Below are 16,412 nucleotides of genomic sequence, written 5' to 3'. Positions count from 1 at the left end.
CCCCCACCAACCGCTCCGCTCTCAAGACCGAGCCGCGCGCCGCCGACGACAGCCGAGCGGGCTGGCTGCCGGGCGCGATTTATTGTCACGGTCGCGAAGCGGCGATTTTCCAAAGGCAAGGCAACTCTCGACCGCAGGCACCAGGACACATCACCAGGCACTTTCCCGAGGAGCTTGCCGCCGACGAGAAACGAGCGGGCTGGCTGCCGCGCGCGATTCATCGTCACAGTCGCGAAGCGGCCTTATTCGATAGCGGCCTTGTTCGATACTGCCAGCCGCCCGCTACAAGCCGTAGACCCGCGTCGCCGTGCCGCCGAAGACTGCGGCGCGGTCGTCGGGGGTGAGGCCGTCGGTGAGCGTCTTGGCGGCTTCGAAGACTTCGGGGTAGGTGCCGGCGAGGAGGCAGACGGGCCAGTCGGAGCCGAACATGAGGCGGTCGGGGCCGAAGGCCTCGAGGGCGATTTCGGCGTAGGGCTGGAGGTCGGCGACGGTCCAGGTGTTCCAGTCGGCTTCGGTGACCATGCCGGAGAGCTTGCAGACGACGTTGGGTTCGGCGGCCACTGCGCGGAGCCAGGTGGACCAGGCCGGGTCGGGGTGCGGGCCCGCGCCGGCGGAGGCCTCGGCCGCGTCGGCGGCGATGGGGGGCTTGCCGAGGTGGTCGAGGACGAAGGTCAGCTCGGGGACGGCGCGTACGACGTCGAGGGCCGCGGCGGCCTGGGACGGCCGGACGAGGAGGTCGTACGGGAGGCCCGCATCGGCGATGGCGCGCAGGCCGCGTTGCACGTCGGTGCGGGTGAGCCAGGCGGGGTCCGGCTCGTCCTGGACGAGGTGGCGGATGCCCTTGAGCGTCTGGCCGCCGGGGGCGTGGCGCAGGGCGTCGAGTTGCGCGGCGGGGTCTTCGGCGGTGAGGTCCGTCCAGCCGACCACGCCGCCGATCAGCTTGGTGCAGGCGGCGAAGGCGAGGAACTCCCTGGTCTCGTCCCTGGTCTGGGCGACCTGGACGAGGATCGTCTTCTCGACGCCCATCGCGTGGGCCTCGGGTTCGAGCTCGTCGAAGGGGAAGTCGCGCCAGATCGGCTTGAGCTCGGGGGCGCGCAGCCATTCCTGGGCGCGGATCTTCAGGTCCCACATGTGGTGGTGCGCGTCCACGATGGGCGTAGCCGTCATTATTTGAACCACCTCGTCGACGTCAGACTTCGTTGTCCAGTGTCATCGGCTCGAAGCGAACCAGCCCGCGCTCGCGCAGGTCCTGCCACAGTATCTCGGGTACCGATACCCCGGCCATGGCCGCGCAATCTCGCACTTGGTCCGCGTCGCGCGTGCCGACGAGTGCGCTGGCGACGCTGGGGTGGCGGAGGCCGAACTGGAGGGCGGCGGCGCGCAGCGGAACGTCGTACGTGGCGCAGACGGATTCGATCGCGAGTGCCCGCTGCACGAGCGCGGGCGGCGCGGGCACGTAGTCGTATGTTGCGGCTGCGCGCGGGTCGGCGAGCAGGCCCGAATTGAACACGCCGCCAAGGACGATCGTCACTCCGCGCGCCTCGGCCGCGGGCAACAGACCCTCGGCTGCGCTCTGGTCGAGCAGCGTGTATCTGCCCGCGAGCAGTACGACGTCGATGTCCGTCTCGGTGACGAATCGCGCGGGGACGGCGTTCTGGTTCATGCCGACGCCGATCGCGCGGAGGACGCCCTCCGCGCGCAGCTTCTCGAGCGCGGGGTACGCCTCGGTGAGCGCCTGCTCGACGTGGTCGTCGGGGTCGTGGAGGTACGCGATGTCGATGCGGTCAAGGCCGAGGCGTTCGAGGCTGTCCTCGATGCTGCGGCGCACACCGTCGCCGCTGAAATCCCAGCGGCGGACGTACGCGGCGGGGACGTCGAAGCCTTGGTCATCGTTCGAATTCACCGGGCCGGAGGCCGGCTCGAGGATGCGGCCGACCTTCGTCGACAGGACGAAATCCTCGCGCGGGCGGTCACGGAGCGCGGTGCCGAGCCGGCGTTCGGACAGGCCCAGGCCGTAGTGCGGGGCCGTGTCGAAGTAGCGGACGCCGGATTCCCAGGCCGCGTCGACGGCGGCGCGGGCTGCTTCGTCGTCCACGGCGGAGAAGAGGTTGCCGATGGGGGCGGCGCCGAAGCCCAGACGGGAGAGTTTGGGGACGCGCATGCGGATCACTCGGCGGGGCGCGGGCGCAGGCCGGTGAAGCCGCCGTCGACCGCGATGGACGTGCCGGTGACGCTGGCGGCGAGCGGCGAGGCGAGGTAGACGATCGCGGCGGCGATCTCCTCGGCCGTGACCAGGCGGCCCATCGGCTGGCGCGCCTCGAGGGCCTTGCGCTCGGTCTCCGGATCCTCGGCCGCGTCGAGCAGCCGGCCGACCCACGGCGTGTCGGCGGTGCCGGGGTGCACGCAGTTCACGCGGATGCCTTCGCGCAGGTGGTCCGTGGCCATCGCGAGTGTCAATGCGTAGACAGCACCCTTTGTCGCGCTGTAGAGCGCGCGCAGCGGGAGTCCGGCCACGGCGGCGATGCTGGCCGTGTTCACGATCGCGGCGTGTTCCGACTCGCGCAGATGCGGCAGCGCGGCGCGAGTGACGCGGACCATGCCGACGACGTTCACGTCGTAGACGTGGTGCCACTGCTCGTCCGGGTTGTCCTCGACGGTTCCGGCGGCGCCGATTCCGGCGTTGTTGACCAGTATGTCGATTCCGCCCAAGGCCTCGGCCGCGCTCGCGACGGCGCCGCGTACGGACTCGTCGTCGGTCACGTCCGCGACGAAGCCGAGCTTCGGGTCGGGCGCGGACGCCGGGTTCAGGTCCAACACGGCGACGGCGGCCCCGCGCTCGGCCAGCAGTCGGGCCGTGGCCAGGCCGATACCGGAGCCTCCGCCGGTGACGACGGCCTTCAGGCCGGACAGTTCCAAGCTGCTCACGCCGTTACTCCTTCGTTCAACCGACGCAGGTCTTCCAACCAGAACGTACCGTCGGGGAAGCGGTACGTGGCGATGGACGCGGGATACATCTCGGCGGAGAAGCCGGGGGCACTCGGCGCGAGGTACCGCCCGCCGCTCATCCGCACCGGGTTCGTGAAGTGCTCGTGCAGGTGGTCCACGAACTCGATGACGCGGTCCCGAATGCTTCCGGTGAGCGCGACGTAGTCGAACATCGACAGGTGCTGGACGAGTTCGCACAGGCCCACGCCGCCCGCGTGCGGGCACACCGGGACGCCGAACTTGGCCGCCAGCAGCAGGATCGCGAGATTCTCGTTCACGCCGGCGACCCGCGCCGAGTCGAGTTGCAGGATGTCGATCGACCCGGCCTGGAGCAGCTGCTTGAAGATGATCCGGTTCTGCACGTGCTCACCGGTCGCGACCCGCACCGGCGCGACGGCCCGGCGGATCGCCGCGTGGCCGAGGACGTCGTCGGGGCTGGTGGGCTCCTCGATCCAGTAGGGCTCGAATTCGCTGAGCGCCCGGACCCAGTCGATCGCCTCCTGCACGTTCCAGCGCTGATTCGCGTCGATGGCGATGCGCAGGTCCTCGCCGACGGCGGCGCGCGCGGCCCGGAAGCGTCGGATGTCGTCGTGCAGGTCGGCGCCGACCTTGAGCTTGATCTGGGTGAAGCCCTCGGCGACGGCCTGCTTGGCGAGGCGGGTCAGCTTCTCGTCGCTGTAGCCGAGCCAGCCGGGGGACGTGGTGTACGCGGGGTAGCCGGACTCGCGCAGCAGGGCGGTCCGCTCCGAAGAACCGACCTTTCCGGCGCGCAGCAGTTCGAGGGCCTCGGCGGGGGTGAGCGCGTCCTCGATGTACCGGAAGTCGATCTGCGAGACGAGCCATTCGGGATCGGCGTCGGCGAGGAACTGCCAGACCGGCTTGCCGGCGCGCTTGGCCGCGAGGTCCCAGGCGGCGTTGACCACGGCGCCGATGGCCATCTGCATGACGCCCTTCTCCGGGCCGAGCCAGCGCAGCTGGCTGTCCCCGATCAGTGCCCTGCTGAGGACGCCCGGGTCGTCGCACAGGTCCTGGACCTCGCGGCCGACCACGTGCTCGCGCAACGCGTCGATCGCGGCCACCTGGACGTCATTGCCCCGACCTATCGTGAAGGCGAAGCCGTGCCCGGCGAGCTCCCCGCCCCGCGCGTCCACGGCGTCGGTGCGCAGCACGACGTACGCCGCGGAGTAATCAGGGTCTGGATTCATGGCGTCCGACCCGTCGTGCTCTCGCGAGGTCGGAAACCGGATGTCATGGGTGTCCAACGCGAGGATGCGCGCGCGACCGACCGACATGGGCGCTGGGTCCTTTCAGCCTTCTGGTGGGACTGAATCTAGAAGGCGGAAGGGACCCAGCGCAAGCTATTCATCGGATGTATTCGACGGAGACGCGCGGAATCGGGGGTTGACACGACGCGGTGGGCGGCGCTAACGTCCAACCACGTCATATATGAGATATCCGATATGAAAGAGCGTCCTCCATGCCTGACACGGTGATGCGCTCGGTCGCGGTGCCCTCGCGCACCGAGGCGGTGCTGGACGCGGTGAAGCACGCGATTCTCACCGGAAACCTCATGCCGGGCCAGTCGTTGATCGAGACCGAGCTCGCCGCGCAGCTCGGCGTCTCGAAGACACCGGTGCGCGAGGCGCTGAAAACCCTGGCGGGCGCGGGGCTGGTCACGATGAGCCCGTACAAGGGCGCGTCCGTGCGAATGGTGGACGATGCCCTGGCGCACTCCGTCTACGACATCAGGGTGCTGCTGGAGCCGGAGGCGGTACGCCGTTCGGTCGCGCGCGCGGCGAACGGCGCCGGCCACTGGGAGAGGGCCGAGGCCGCGCTCGACGCCGCGGATCGGGCGACGGATCGGGCGGATCGGCAGCAGGCCAACCGGGAATTCCACCGTGCGCTGTACACCGGCTGCGGCAATGACCTGATGCTCGACATCCTGGACGGGCTGCGCGACCAGACGGCGCTCGTGTCCACCGCAGTGTGGGCGCGCAACGCCACGTGGGAGCAGGAGGCGGCCGAGCACCGCGCGATCCTCGAGGGCATCCGGGCAGGTCGCGCGGACCTCGCCGCGACGCTGCTGGAGGAGCACATCCGCAGCTTCTTGGAACGGAACTTCAACCAGGTCTGACCTGGAGTGGGGAACAGCATGCGGTCCGATGAAGGCACGGCGTTCACGCCGACGGGCGGCTTCGAGCGGCACCGGGCCGCGCTGCGCGGCGTGGTCGCGATCCCGGTGACGCCCTTCGACGGAAACGATGACGGCGGCGTGGACTGGGGGCGGCACGGGGCGCTGGTCACGCGGCTCGTCGACGCCGGGGTCGGCGCGATCACCCCGAACGGCAACACCGGCGAGTTCTACACGCTGGAGCCCGCCGAGGCCAGGCGTGTCACCGAGAACACGCTCAAGGCGGTGGGCGACCGGGCCGCGACCATCGTCGGCGTCGGCCTGGACACGGCGACCGCGATCGCCGCGGCCAGGCACGCCCGCGAGGCCGGGGCGCTGATGCTGATGGTGCACCAGCCCGTGCACCCGTACATCTCCGGCGAAGGCTGGACCGAGTATCACCGGCGGATCGCCGAGGCGGTGCCGGAGCTCGGGATAGTCCTCTACGTGCGCGACGCGCGGATCAGCGGCGCGCAGATCGGCCGGCTGGGCGAACTGTGCCCGAACGTCATCGGGGTCAAGTACTCGGTGCCGGACCCGGTGCGCTTCGCCTCCGTGGCCATGGACGCCGGTCCTGGCCGCTTCGAGTGGGTCGCGGGCCTGGCCGAGCTGTCCGCACCGGGCTATTTCGCGCTGGGGGCCACGGGATTCACCTCGGGCCTGGTCAACGTCGTACCCGAGATCTCGCTCGAACTCCACCGGGAGCTGGCCGGAGGCGATTACGCCGAGGCGCGGAAGATCTGGGCTCTGATCCGCCCGTTCGAGGAGCTGCGCGCGGCCGACTCGTCGGCGGACAACGTCAGCGTGGTCAAGGAGGCAATGGCGCAGCTCGGTCTGTGCCGGGCCGACGTACGCCCGCCGTCGCGCGCGCTGCCGCAGTCGATGCGCGACCGCATCGCGGCGATTCTGGTTTCGTGGCGCGAGCGGTGGACGATGTGACGAGCTCGAGCCCTCACGACACCGCTCCCCTTCGAAGTGCCGCGTGGTTCGGCGAGGGCTCGACCGGCGGGCATATTCGCGCCTTCTCGCACCGCTCCCGGCTCGCGCAGCTCGGCTACGAGCCAAGCGACTACGAGGGCACGCCGGTCATCGCGATCCTCAACACGTGGTCGGACATCAACCCCTGTCACATGCACCTGCGCGAGCGGGCCGAGCAGGTCAAGCGCGGAGTCTGGCAGGCCGGCGGATTTCCTCTGGAGTTCCCGGTATCCACGCTGTCGGAGACCTTCCAGAAGCCGACTCCGATGCTCTATCGCAACATGCTGTCAATGGAGACGGAGGAGCTGCTCCGCTCGTACCCGATCGACGGCGCGGTGTTGATGGGCGGGTGCGACAAGACCACGCCCGCGCTGCTGATGGGCGCGGCGAGCGCGGACCTGCCTGCGCTGTTCCTGCCTGCGGGCCCGATGTTGCGCGGCGACTTCCGCGGCGAGCCGCTCGGCTCCGGCACGGACCTGTTCCGCTATTGGGATGAGCACCGCGCCGGTCGGATCGCGGATTGCGACCTGGCCGAGGTCTGCAGCGGGCTGGCCCGCTCCCCCGGCCACTGCATGACGATGGGTACGGCCAGCACGATGACCTCGGTCGCCGAGGTGCTGGGCATGAGCCTGCCGGGCAGTGCGTCGATCCCGGCCGTCGACAGCGCGCATTATCGGATGGCGGCGCGGGTCGGCGTCGCGGCCGTTGGGCTGGCTCGGGCGGGTCGGCGGATCTCCGAATTCCTGACGCGCGAGGCCTTCGAGGACGCGGCGGCCACCGTTTTCGCGCTGGGCGGATCCACCAATGCCCTGATCCACCTGATCGCCATGGCTGGCCGCGCGGGGGTCGAGTTCACGCTCGACGACTTCGACGCGATCTCCCGGCGGGTGCCGGTGCTGGCGAACCTGCGTCCGTCGGGCGAGTACCTGATGGAGGACTTCTATTACGCCGGCGGGCTCCAAGCTTTACTCAATGAACTGAGTAAGGTCCCCGGAGCCCTGCACCCGGACCGTCCGACCGTCGGCGGCGGCACGGTCGGCGAGCACTGGGCACGGGCGGCCGTGCGCAACGCGGACGTGATCCGGCCGGTGGACCAGCCGTGCAACACGGAGGGCGGGCTGGCCGTGCTGCACGGAAACCTGGCCCCGAACGGCGCGGTGGTCAAGTACATCGCGTCGCGGAAGCCGAGCCTGCTCAAGCACACCGGTCCGGCCGTGGTCTTCGACTCGTACGCCGAACTGCGCGCGGGAATCGACGATCCGGAGCACGCGCTGACTGAGGACTCGGTGCTCGTGCTGCGCGGCGCCGGGCCGATCGGCGGTCCCGGTATGCCCGAGTACGGCATGCTCCCGATCCCGACGTACCTGCTGGAGGCCGGGGTCACGGACCTCGTGCGGATCTCCGACGCGCGGATGAGCGGGACGAGCTACGGCACCTGCGTGCTGCACGTCGCCCCCGAGTCGCACGTCGGCGGCCCGCTCGCGCTCGTGCGCACCGGAGATCTGATCACGCTCGACGTCCACTCGAGGACCCTGACGCTCGAGGTCGACGACGCCGAGCTGGCTCGCCGCCGCGAGGCCTGGCAGACTCCGGCGCCCAAGTTCGAACGCGGATACGGCGCGCTCTACCAGTCCCACGTCACCCAGGCCGACCAGGGCTGCGACTTCGATTTCCTCGCCCGCCCCGGGCACAACCCGCAGCCCGACCCGCACTGACAGAACACGCCCGCGAAACGTCGGTGCCCCCGGCCTTCGGTCCCATGACCGGGTTCGGGGGCATCGACGATTACGGAGGGCAGCTACCGCGCGGGGCCTCTAGCCGATCGCGGTCTCCAGGGCCTTGGCCATCGCGGCCTCCCCTGCCTCGTTCGGATGGAAAGGAGCGGCCGGCGAAGTCGGCACCAGACCCTCGACCCACTTCGTGCCGACGGCCTGGCACACGTCGTGGCCGATGGACGGCGTGTAGGTGTCCACGTATGTCGCGCCGTTCACCGAAGCCTCGTCCGCGAGCATCTGGTTGAGCTCCTTCTCCGTCTGCCGGAGGTAGGCGATGTCCCCGGAAGCTATGGGGACCACAGGCCAACAGCCGTTACCGGCCTCGGGCAGGATATCCGGATATCCGACAACATACACTGCCGCGTGCGGAGCATTTTGGTGAATCTGTTGAAGAACGGACCCGACCTTGGGTCCGGTCGCCTCGATCGCCGCAGCGAGCTGGTCGGTGCCGCCGCTGTTGTAGTACTGCGTGCACGGATCGCCGACCGGGTTGGTCAGGCTCTCCTCGGCGCAGGTCTCGATGATGTTGATGAAGCCGATGTCGTTGCCGCCGATCCCGAGCGTGACCAGGTTCGTGTCGCTGGTCACCGAGTCGAGCTCGGGCGCGTTGATCGTGATGCCGAGTTCGTTCTGCGGATTGTCCATCTCGTTCGTCGTCGAGCCGGAGCAGCTGGCGTCGGTGAGCGAGTAGCCGAGCGCGGCCGCGGTGAGCGAGGCGTAGTTGTGGTCCGAGCGCAGGCACAGGCCGCCGCGCTGGACCGGGATCAGCGGACCGGAGACGTAGGAGTCGCCGAGGGCCACGTAGCGGCCGTCGGCGGCGGCGTTCGCGTCCGCATCCGCTGAGGAGGTGAAGGCGCCGCCGACCAGGGCGAACACCACAGCGCCACCGAACGCGAGAGCACGGCGCGCATGCACGACTGTGGGCATGGGAGAGCTCCGAGACGAAGAAGGAGATGGTTACTCTGCGGTAACGGTGCAGCTGAGCTGATGATGTCTCGGAGGTTACGCGGCGTCAACGAGGCTCGCTGAGGCCTCGGACGAATTGGCGGATTCTTTACGCCGCGTCGCAAAACGCTGCCACAGCGTGCGCGAGAAGAGGTCCACGCCGAGCGCGACCAGCAGCAGCGCGACGGCCACGATCCCGTCCGCCCAGAAGTGGTTGCCGGTGACCACGACCACGAAGACTGTCAGCGCCGCGTGCGCCACGGCCAGGTAGCGCCAGCGCGACTTCGTGACCGAACACACCGCGATCGCGACGAGCACCGCCCACCCGACGTGCACCGATGGCATCGCGGAGAGTTGGTCGGCCTGGAAGCCGCCTATCGTGCCGTACACCGACTGGTTGTAGACGACGGCCGTGTCGACCATCCCGGTGACCGGCACCATCCGCGGCGGCGCGACCGGTAGGAACTGGATCAGCAGGCAGGCCGCGGTGACCACCGCGAGCACCGTACGCCAGCGTCCGTAGAGCTCGCGGTGCCGGGTGAACAGCCAGACCAGGAAGATGATGAGCACGGTGAAGTGCATGGTCGCGTAGTAGAGGTTCGCGGCCTGCACGATGAGCGGATGCGGGAGCACCCAGCTCTGCAGGCTCCGCTCGTTCGGCAGCCAGAGGGTGCGCTCGGCGTTCCAGATCCACTGCCCGCGCCCGACGGCCGAGTAGTCCCCGTTCCCGGAGAGCGAGCCGACGAGCTGCCACAGCCCGTAGAGCACGATGATCAGTGCCGCCTCGGACACGAACGGCCGCGAGCGCGGGGCCGCGCCGCGCGCCTTGAGCACGCCCCAGACGACGGCGAGCACCCCGGCGGCCACGGCCGCCTGCTGCCACGTCCACATGATGTTCGGCATGCTCGGCCCGCCCGCGATCGACCGTCAGTGAAAACTGTATGAGTCGATCATTATTCCACGCGGCGAAGCACGCTGTTCAGTCGGCCGCCGTCAATTCAGGTATTGCGCGAGGAGCATCCCCGGCCAGTCGGCCTTTCCCTCCCGCTTGATGACGAACGGCTCCACCTCGCTGAACCCCTGACTCACGTACCAGGCGTTCAGCTTCCGGTCGCCTCCCGCGTAGCAGTCCAGCCGCAGCAGCCGCAGTCCGCGCCGCCGGGCTTCCGCCCGCGACTCGGTCAGCAGCAGGCCGCCGACGTTCCGCCCCTTCGCCGCGCGCGAGGTGGCGAGCAGGTCGACGTACAGCTCCGGCTCCGGCGGCGGGCTGACGTAGTCCTTGGACTTCTCCGCGAGGGAGACCACCCCGAGGAGCTCCCCCACCCCGTCCTCGTCCTCCGCGAGCCGCATCTCCCGCCTCGCGATCCGCCCCTCGACCCTGTCGACGAGCTCCGGCCGCGCCGTCCAAGCGTCCGTCCCCCACTGCTCGGTGCGCCCTTGCGCCGCCAGCCACTGCACGATGCCGTCGAGCATCCGCAGCACGCCCGCCGCGTCCTCCGGCTCGGCGAGCCGAATCCGCACAGTCATAACGTCCCCCTACTCAGCCTCGGCGCCGCCAGCTGTGTCCTCGGCTTCGGCGGTGTCGACACAGCGCGCCGCCACTCCGGCCAAGTGCTGCTGGAACACGCTCCGCGCCGTCTCCGGATTCACTCTGGTCAACGCGACCATCGCGGTGATCACCACGTCGCAGAGTTCGCTCTCCACGTCCCGCCAGCTGTGCGAGAACCCCTTCCGCGGGTTCTGTCCCGTCACCCCGATCAGCGCCTCCGCGACCTCCCCCGCCTCCTCGGTGATCTTGAGGATCTGCAGGATCGTCTTCGTCTCGTCCGGCAGCGCACTGCCCCGATCCAGCCACGCCACCAGCCGCTCGATCGTCTCCCACGTCGCGTCGTCCATGCCGGGCAATCTATCGGCAACGCCGGGCCGCCCGCCCGGATGGATCCCTTTCATCCGGACGGGCGGAGCTTGAGCGGGGCGCGGACTCAGCCGCCGTACTGGACCACGATCTTGGTGTAGTCGTACGCGTTCTGCGTCACTTCGGAGCAGGTGCCGGGAGCCCAGGGCTCGACGACGCCGGCGGGGCACTGGAAGTCGCGGTTCGCCGACCAGAAGGAGAACAGGGCCGGGTGGTTCGACTGGGCGAAGCCCAGCACGTTGCTGAAGTCCGACTGCTGGAACAGCTCGGAGGGCTGGTCCGTGTGGCCGTTCATCAGGGTGATGCCGAGGTGGGACCAGGCCTGCGCGGCCGACCAGCCGTAGATGGTCTCCAGCTGCCCGACGGCGTCGTTGGCGATGGCCTCGGTCTGCCCGGTCTCGGTGCCGGAGGTGAGGCCCGTGTCGAAGTCCATGATGTTGACGACGTCGAGGCGGGCGCCGTCGGCCTTGGCCTGCTGGATCTCGTCGACGCCGCTGCCGGGGAAGCCGACGGTGGTCATCGGGACGGTGAGCGAGACCTTGATGTTCGGGTTGTTCGCCTCGAGGATCGCGATGGCGCCGAAGCGGATCGCGGTGTTCGAGTCGAGGGCGCCGTTCTCGTAGTCGAAGTCGATGTGCGTGAGGTTGTACTTGGAGATGACCTGCTGGTACGCGGAGGCGAGCGCGGAGGCCGAGCCGCAGGTCGTGCCCAGCTCGGTGCCGTTGTAGCCGCCGAAGGTCACCGCCGCGTCGCCGCCCGCCGCGCGGATCGCGTTGACGTCGGCTAGGACGGCCGTGTCGTTCGAGACGAGTTCGCTGGAGCTGCCGTCCCAGGCCGGCGTGCAGCCGCCGGAGTCGAGTACGAAGGAGAGGTTGAACTCCTTCTCACCCGAGCCGGAGACGATCGAGGAGATCGACTGCGGGGAGTTGTCCAGCGGCATCCAGTAGACGGGGTGCGTCCACGGACCGGAGCCGCCGGCAGAGGTGCCGGTACTGGTCGGCGTCGGCGACGAGGTCGGCGAGTTCGACGCGGTCGGGGTCGGCGACGGCGTGGACGACGACGTCGCGGAGGCGGACGGGGTCGGGCCGGCCGGACCGGAGAGGGCCACGTCGTCCGCGTAGTAGGTGCCCTCGGCGTACCAGCCGTGCACGTAGATCTGGATCGAGGTCTGCGACGCTCCGGTCGTGAACGTCGTCGACAGCTGCTGCCAGCTGGTCGCCGAGGGAGTCCACGTGTCGGTGCCACCGGTGACGCCGAGGTAGACGTAGGCGCCCTGGACGTAGCCGGAGAGCGTGTAGGCCGTGTTCGGCTGGACGGAGACGGTCTGCGCGCACTGCGCATCGTCGGACGAGGTGGCCGCGCCGGCGAGTGCGTGCGTGCCGGAGTGGACGGGACTGCTGACGACGGAGCCGGTGCCCGCGTCACAGGTCCAGCCGCTGAGGCTGCCGGTCTCGAAGCCGGGATTCGTCAGCAGGTTGACGGTCGCGGCGCCTGCCGCGGTGGACAGCACGCTGACCGTCGCGGCGCCGCCCAGCACGAGGGCGGCGGACGCGAGTATCGCGAGGCGCTTGCGCGAGGCAGGCGCTGATGGCGTGGGTGAAGGGCGCATGCCGAGAATGTGGTCCAGACCAATGAAGGTGTCAAGGGTCTAGACCAAAGTTCGACTCAAGGTGAGTTGAGCATGAGGTTAAGCCCGGCGGCCGCGGCCGAAACCGGGCATCCGGAGCTAGGCCGCGACGGCCTCGACCGGCATGGCGTGCGCGCGCCGGTATCCGCCGGGCGCCTGACCGTACTCCCGCTTGAAGGCCTTGGCGAACGCGAACTCGGAGCCGTAGCCGGTCCGCGCCGCGACCGCCGCCAGCGGTGCGTCGGACTCGCGCAGCAGACGGGCCGCGGTCGTCATCCGCCAGCGCGTCAGATAGGTCAGCGGCGGCTCGCCGACCATCGTGTTGAACTTCTTCGCGAAGGCGGCCCTGGACAGACCCGCGCGTCCGGCCAGCGACTCCACGGTCCACGAGTTCGCCGGGTCGGCGTGCATGGCGGCGAGCGCGGGGGCTATCGCAGGGTCCTTCAGCGCCGTCGCCCAGCCCGCGGACCGGGTCGGGCACTCGTCCATCCACGCGCGCAGGATGTAGAGCAGCAGCGAGTCGATCAGCGCGGGCACGATGCCGCTCGAGCCGATGCGCGGGCCGTCGAGCTCCGTGCGCAGCAGTTGGACGGCCGAGGTCAGCTGCGGATGGCGGCCGTCGCGGGTACGCAGGTGGATCAGCTCGGGCAGTTGGCTGACCAGCGGGTGCGGCCGGGCCCGGTCCAGGTGGTAGTTGCCGCACAGCAGGCTGGTCAGCTCGCCGCTGCCCCCGATGTTGTACGCGCCGACCAGTTCGTCGTCCTGGAAGTACTCGGCGCCCGCGACCCCGGCCGGGGTGCCCGGCTCGTCGGTCAGCACGTGCTCGGGGCCGGCGCGCAGGAAGATGACGTCGCCCGCCTCCAGCCGCACCGGATCGGCCGGCCCCGTGCTCAGCTTCGGGATCAGCCAGCATCCGCCGCAAAGCACGACGTGGAATCCGGCTCCGGCGGTCGGCGGCATGCGCAGGCCCCACGGCGCGCGGCCGTTCGTGCGCACCGACGCGGGGCGGTCGGTGCGCATCGAGGCCAGCGCCTCCGTCAAGACGTCCACGATCTTGCCCTTCCCCCGATCCCGGAACCGGATTCGCACATTTGGTTAAACAGTGAGCACGATCTTGCCGACAGACGTTCCCTCGTCGAGCAATTCGTGCGCCTTCACAACCTCTTCGAGCGGCAGTCGCGTGGAGACGTGCGGCCGGATCCTCCCGGCGTCGACCAGTTCCGCGATCGCCTCCAGGGACGCGTAGTCCGGCTCCACCGAGACTCCGGCGAAGCGGTAGCCGGCCTCCGCCACCCGCTTCGCGAACTCGGCGTCACCGTGCTGCAGGATGCTGATGAGCACGCCACCGGGCCGCAGCACCCGCAGCGACCGCTCGCCGTCCGCGTTCGCGTCGAGCACCACGTCCAGGTCGCTCAGCACCTCGGTGAAGTCGACGGCCCGGTAGTCGACGACCTCGTCGGCGCCGAGCGAGCGGACGAACTCGTGCTTGGCCGCACTCGCCAGCGCGGTCACGTGCGCGCCGCGGGCCTTGGCGATCTGCACCGCCAGGTGGCCGACGCCGCCGGCCGCGCGCGAGATCAGCACCCGCTGGCCAGGCCGCACGTCCGCCGCCTGCACGAGCCCCTGCCAGGCGGTCAGCCCGGCCAGCGGGATCGCCGCCGCCTCGACGTGCGAGACGGACGCGGGCTTGCGCGCCAACTGCCGCGAGGGCGAGGTGACGTACTCCGAATATCCGACCTCGGCGAACGGGAAGCCGGGCAAGCCGTACACCTCGTCGCCGACCGCGAACCTGGCCCCCGGCCCCGCCGCCTCGACCACGCCGGAGACGTCCCAGCCGACCCGGAAAGGCGGCTCGCCGAGCAGTGGGAACCCGCCGTTGCGCACGTGCGCGTCCACCGGATTGAGGGACACGGCGTGCACCCGGACGAGCACCTCGCCGGAGCGCGGGCTCGGCTTGGCCACCTCGACGACCTCGAGCACCTCGGGACCGCCGAACCGCCGTTGAGTCACGGTACGCATGGGTTCTTGCTCCTTCACGTCTTCGAATACTGCCGACGCCCCAACGCTACGAGGGCCGATCGAGACGCAGAATGGCTTCCAGTCTCAGTTCCATGTCTCAACGTCCGCGGAGAGGTGCTCCCGCGGATCAGCTGCAGAAGACCGAACCGCATCGGGCTGCCCGGTTCGACGAGCTTCGGCTCAGCTTCGGAAGATCGGGCTGCCCGGTTCGACGACGCGCACCCCGGCCTCGCGCAGCTCGTGCTCGATCTCCTTCTCTATCGTCTCCGCGGACCGGCCGCCCGCGTCGTACGTGCCGTGCGCGCCGTGGATCAGCCGCACGTCGTAGCCGAGCCGCCGCGCGCTGAGCGCCGTCGCGCGCACGCAGTAGTCGCTCGCCAGCCCGGCCATCAGGATCGTCGAGCCGGCCGGGAGCAGCTCGCCGAGCGGGGTGTCCGCGAAGGCGTCCATCCCGAACTTGTCCACGATCGCCTCGCCCTCCACCGGCACGTGGTAGAGCTCCCAGCCCGGTGTCCCGGGAAAGTCGGACTCGCCCTCGGCGCCGTTGTTCCGCACGTGCACGACCGAGGCGCCGACGGCCCGCGCCCGTTCGAGAAGCCCGTGCACCAGGACGATCAGCTGGTGGGCCGCGGGCACCTGTTCGGGTGGCTCCAGCATGTTCCGCTGCAGGTCGATCAGGAGGAGTGTGGTTGCCATGACTCCACTTTAGCTCAAATGTTCGAACGAAGCGTGCGATTCGCCGACCATACGCCGACGACTGTTTCGAGGCTCGGCCGGGCGTTCAGCTGCTCGCCCAGCTCCCGGGCCCTCGCCGCGTACGAGGGGTCGTCGAGCACGGCGACGACGGCCCGCGCGACTTCCTCGGCCAGCGCGGCGAGCCTGGCCCGGTCGGCGGGCTCCGCGGCCACCGGCATGCCGTACTTCCGGAGATCCTCCGTGTCGATCTGGATGCCCGCGCCCGCTCCGGCGATCAGCTTCGCGTTGTGCGGCTGGTCGGAGAACAGCGGGAAGAAGACGGACGGCAGACCGGCCGACAGGGCGCCGTACGCGGTGCCGGAGCCGCCATGGCTCAGCACGGCCCTCGCGCCGGCGAACGCGCGGTCCTGGGGCACCCACGGCTCGACGCGCACGTTGCCGGGGACGGCGCCGAGCGTCTCCGGGGCGAGCGAGTGGCCGGTGGTCATCAGCACCCTGACCGCAGGATGCGAGCGCCGCAGCAGTGCGCAGGCATCCAGCAGCACGCGGTACGCGCCGGGCGACCATTGCGAGTCGCCGGCCATGCTGCCGAGCGTCGCGTACACGAGAGTGGTTCCCTCCGGCGCGAGCTCGCCGTCGAAATCCTCGGCGGACGGCTCATCAGCCACCTGATACCGAACCGTCTGCGGGTACTCGCTCGGGTCCAGGCCCTCGGGAAGCCGTGTCACGTACGGCGCCTCCGCGATGATGCGCACGGCGTCCGGCTCGAAGGCGGGCAACACCTCAGCCGCGAACCCGTGCAGGCAGCCCCATTCGATCCAGGCGAGGCCGATCGCGACCTGCACGTGCGGGATTCCGGCGTGGTGGGCGGCGATCGGGGACGCGTACTCGCACGCCTCGTGCACGACCAGGTCCGGCTGCCAGCTCGCGCACAGCTCCTCGGCGACGGGCAGCGTCGCCTCCGTGCACAGGCGGCCGAAGTAGTCGCGGTTCATCAGCACCTTCGCCGCACCCGGATCCCGGGCGATCGTGTCCTGGATCCGCTGGTACTCGACCGGATCCGGTGGCGCGCCCTCGTGCACGGCGAACCCGGAGTCCTCCACGGCGGTCCGGGCCGCGGGCGGCACCAGGAACAGCACCTCGTGGCCCTGGGCGACGAACGCGCGGGCTATCGGCAGCAGCGGGCCGTAGTGGCCGGCCAGGGACGTCGAGCTGAACAGGATCCTCATTCGGCCGAGTCTAGGTCGGCGCGTCCGCGATCTCCCGGCCGTTTGCGGCGGCACGAAGGACGGCCCCGCCCTG

At 70.0% G+C, this 16,412-nt stretch carries 17 protein-coding genes; 3 read left to right on the top strand and 14 right to left on the bottom strand.

What is annotated here, in order from left to right:
* The 5 genes from VG296_RS23600 to VG296_RS23580 form a co-directional block, all read right to left on the bottom strand.
* A partial coding sequence (locus tag VG296_RS23600) for a hypothetical protein (RefSeq protein WP_325569189.1) occupies nucleotides 1–227 on the bottom strand: 227 nt, incomplete at its 3' end.
* Nucleotides 228–282: 55 nt separating this feature from the next.
* The gene (locus VG296_RS23595) at nucleotides 283–1,167 is read right to left on the bottom strand and encodes an amidohydrolase family protein (protein ID WP_325569187.1); all 885 of its coding nucleotides are present in this window, start codon (nucleotides 1,165–1,167) and stop codon (nucleotides 283–285) included.
* A gap of 22 nt (nucleotides 1,168–1,189) precedes the next feature.
* Nucleotides 1,190–2,161 (bottom strand): aldo/keto reductase, encoded by a 972-nt coding sequence (locus VG296_RS23590; RefSeq protein ID WP_325569185.1) that lies wholly within the window; start codon nucleotides 2,159–2,161, stop codon nucleotides 1,190–1,192.
* A gap of 5 nt (nucleotides 2,162–2,166) precedes the next feature.
* Nucleotides 2,167–2,925 carry an SDR family oxidoreductase gene (locus tag VG296_RS23585; protein WP_325569183.1) on the bottom strand — a complete coding sequence of 253 codons (759 nt, stop codon included), beginning with the start codon at nucleotides 2,923–2,925 and terminating at the stop codon, nucleotides 2,167–2,169.
* Complete coding sequence (locus VG296_RS23580; RefSeq protein WP_325569181.1) at nucleotides 2,922–4,277, bottom strand: enolase C-terminal domain-like protein; 1,356 nt, start codon at nucleotides 4,275–4,277, stop codon at nucleotides 2,922–2,924. Before VG296_RS23580 ends, VG296_RS23585 begins: the two co-directional genes overlap by 4 nt.
* Nucleotides 4,278–4,462: 185 nt before the next feature.
* Between VG296_RS23580 and VG296_RS23575 the strand changes: the two genes are divergently transcribed.
* Genes VG296_RS23575 through VG296_RS23565 form a run of 3 tightly spaced genes read left to right on the top strand, consistent with a single transcriptional unit; the run spans nucleotide 4,463 to nucleotide 7,848 of the window.
* Nucleotides 4,463–5,119, top strand: a complete 657-nt coding sequence (locus VG296_RS23575; protein ID WP_325569179.1) for a GntR family transcriptional regulator — start codon at nucleotides 4,463–4,465, stop codon at nucleotides 5,117–5,119.
* A gap of 18 nt (nucleotides 5,120–5,137) precedes the next feature.
* On the top strand, nucleotides 5,138–6,094 hold the full coding sequence (locus VG296_RS23570; RefSeq protein WP_325569177.1) for a dihydrodipicolinate synthase family protein: 957 nt from the start codon (nucleotides 5,138–5,140) through the stop codon (nucleotides 6,092–6,094).
* On the top strand, nucleotides 6,070–7,848 hold the full coding sequence (locus VG296_RS23565) for an IlvD/Edd family dehydratase (RefSeq protein ID WP_325569175.1): 1,779 nt from the start codon (nucleotides 6,070–6,072) through the stop codon (nucleotides 7,846–7,848). The genes VG296_RS23570 and VG296_RS23565 overlap by 25 nt, the downstream gene beginning before the upstream one ends.
* Before the next feature lie 99 nt (nucleotides 7,849–7,947).
* Here VG296_RS23565 and VG296_RS23560 read toward each other — a convergent pair whose 3' ends face one another.
* From VG296_RS23560 to VG296_RS23520, 9 genes are all read right to left on the bottom strand, one after another.
* Nucleotides 7,948–8,835, bottom strand: coding sequence for an SGNH/GDSL hydrolase family protein (locus VG296_RS23560; RefSeq protein ID WP_325569173.1), 888 nt, complete (start codon nucleotides 8,833–8,835; stop codon nucleotides 7,948–7,950).
* Nucleotides 8,836–8,910: 75 nt separating this feature from the next.
* Nucleotides 8,911–9,756 (bottom strand): phosphatase PAP2 family protein, encoded by an 846-nt coding sequence (locus VG296_RS23555; protein ID WP_325569171.1) that lies wholly within the window; start codon nucleotides 9,754–9,756, stop codon nucleotides 8,911–8,913.
* 90 nt (nucleotides 9,757–9,846) lie between these two features.
* Nucleotides 9,847–10,380: a GNAT family N-acetyltransferase gene (locus VG296_RS23550; protein WP_325569169.1), complete on the bottom strand. Its 534-nt coding sequence runs from the start codon at nucleotides 10,378–10,380 to the stop codon at nucleotides 9,847–9,849.
* 9 nt (nucleotides 10,381–10,389) lie between these two features.
* Nucleotides 10,390–10,749 (bottom strand): MazG-like family protein, encoded by a 360-nt coding sequence (locus VG296_RS23545; protein WP_325569167.1) that lies wholly within the window; start codon nucleotides 10,747–10,749, stop codon nucleotides 10,390–10,392.
* Between the two features lie 86 nt (nucleotides 10,750–10,835).
* Nucleotides 10,836–12,377: a carbohydrate binding domain-containing protein gene (locus tag VG296_RS23540; protein ID WP_325569163.1), complete on the bottom strand. Its 1,542-nt coding sequence runs from the start codon at nucleotides 12,375–12,377 to the stop codon at nucleotides 10,836–10,838.
* 117 nt (nucleotides 12,378–12,494) lie between these two features.
* Complete coding sequence (locus VG296_RS23535) at nucleotides 12,495–13,445, bottom strand: AraC family transcriptional regulator (protein WP_325569161.1); 951 nt, start codon at nucleotides 13,443–13,445, stop codon at nucleotides 12,495–12,497.
* A 45-nt stretch (nucleotides 13,446–13,490) separates the two neighbouring features.
* On the bottom strand, nucleotides 13,491–14,414 hold the full coding sequence (locus VG296_RS23530; protein WP_325569159.1) for an NADP-dependent oxidoreductase: 924 nt from the start codon (nucleotides 14,412–14,414) through the stop codon (nucleotides 13,491–13,493).
* Nucleotides 14,415–14,594: 180 nt separating this feature from the next.
* Complete coding sequence (locus VG296_RS23525; protein ID WP_325569157.1) at nucleotides 14,595–15,110, bottom strand: isochorismatase family protein; 516 nt, start codon at nucleotides 15,108–15,110, stop codon at nucleotides 14,595–14,597.
* 14 nt (nucleotides 15,111–15,124) lie between these two features.
* Nucleotides 15,125–16,339 carry a glycosyltransferase gene (locus VG296_RS23520; protein WP_325569155.1) on the bottom strand — a complete coding sequence of 405 codons (1,215 nt, stop codon included), beginning with the start codon at nucleotides 16,337–16,339 and terminating at the stop codon, nucleotides 15,125–15,127.
* Nucleotides 16,340–16,412 lie beyond the last annotated feature (73 nt).

Source organism: Actinospica sp., assembly GCF_035552695.1.
In the GTDB taxonomy this organism is placed as follows: Bacteria; Actinomycetota; Actinomycetes; order Streptomycetales; family Catenulisporaceae; genus Actinospica.
Note: the sequence above shows the minus strand (reverse complement) of the source record. Positions and strands in the feature narration are given on the sequence as shown.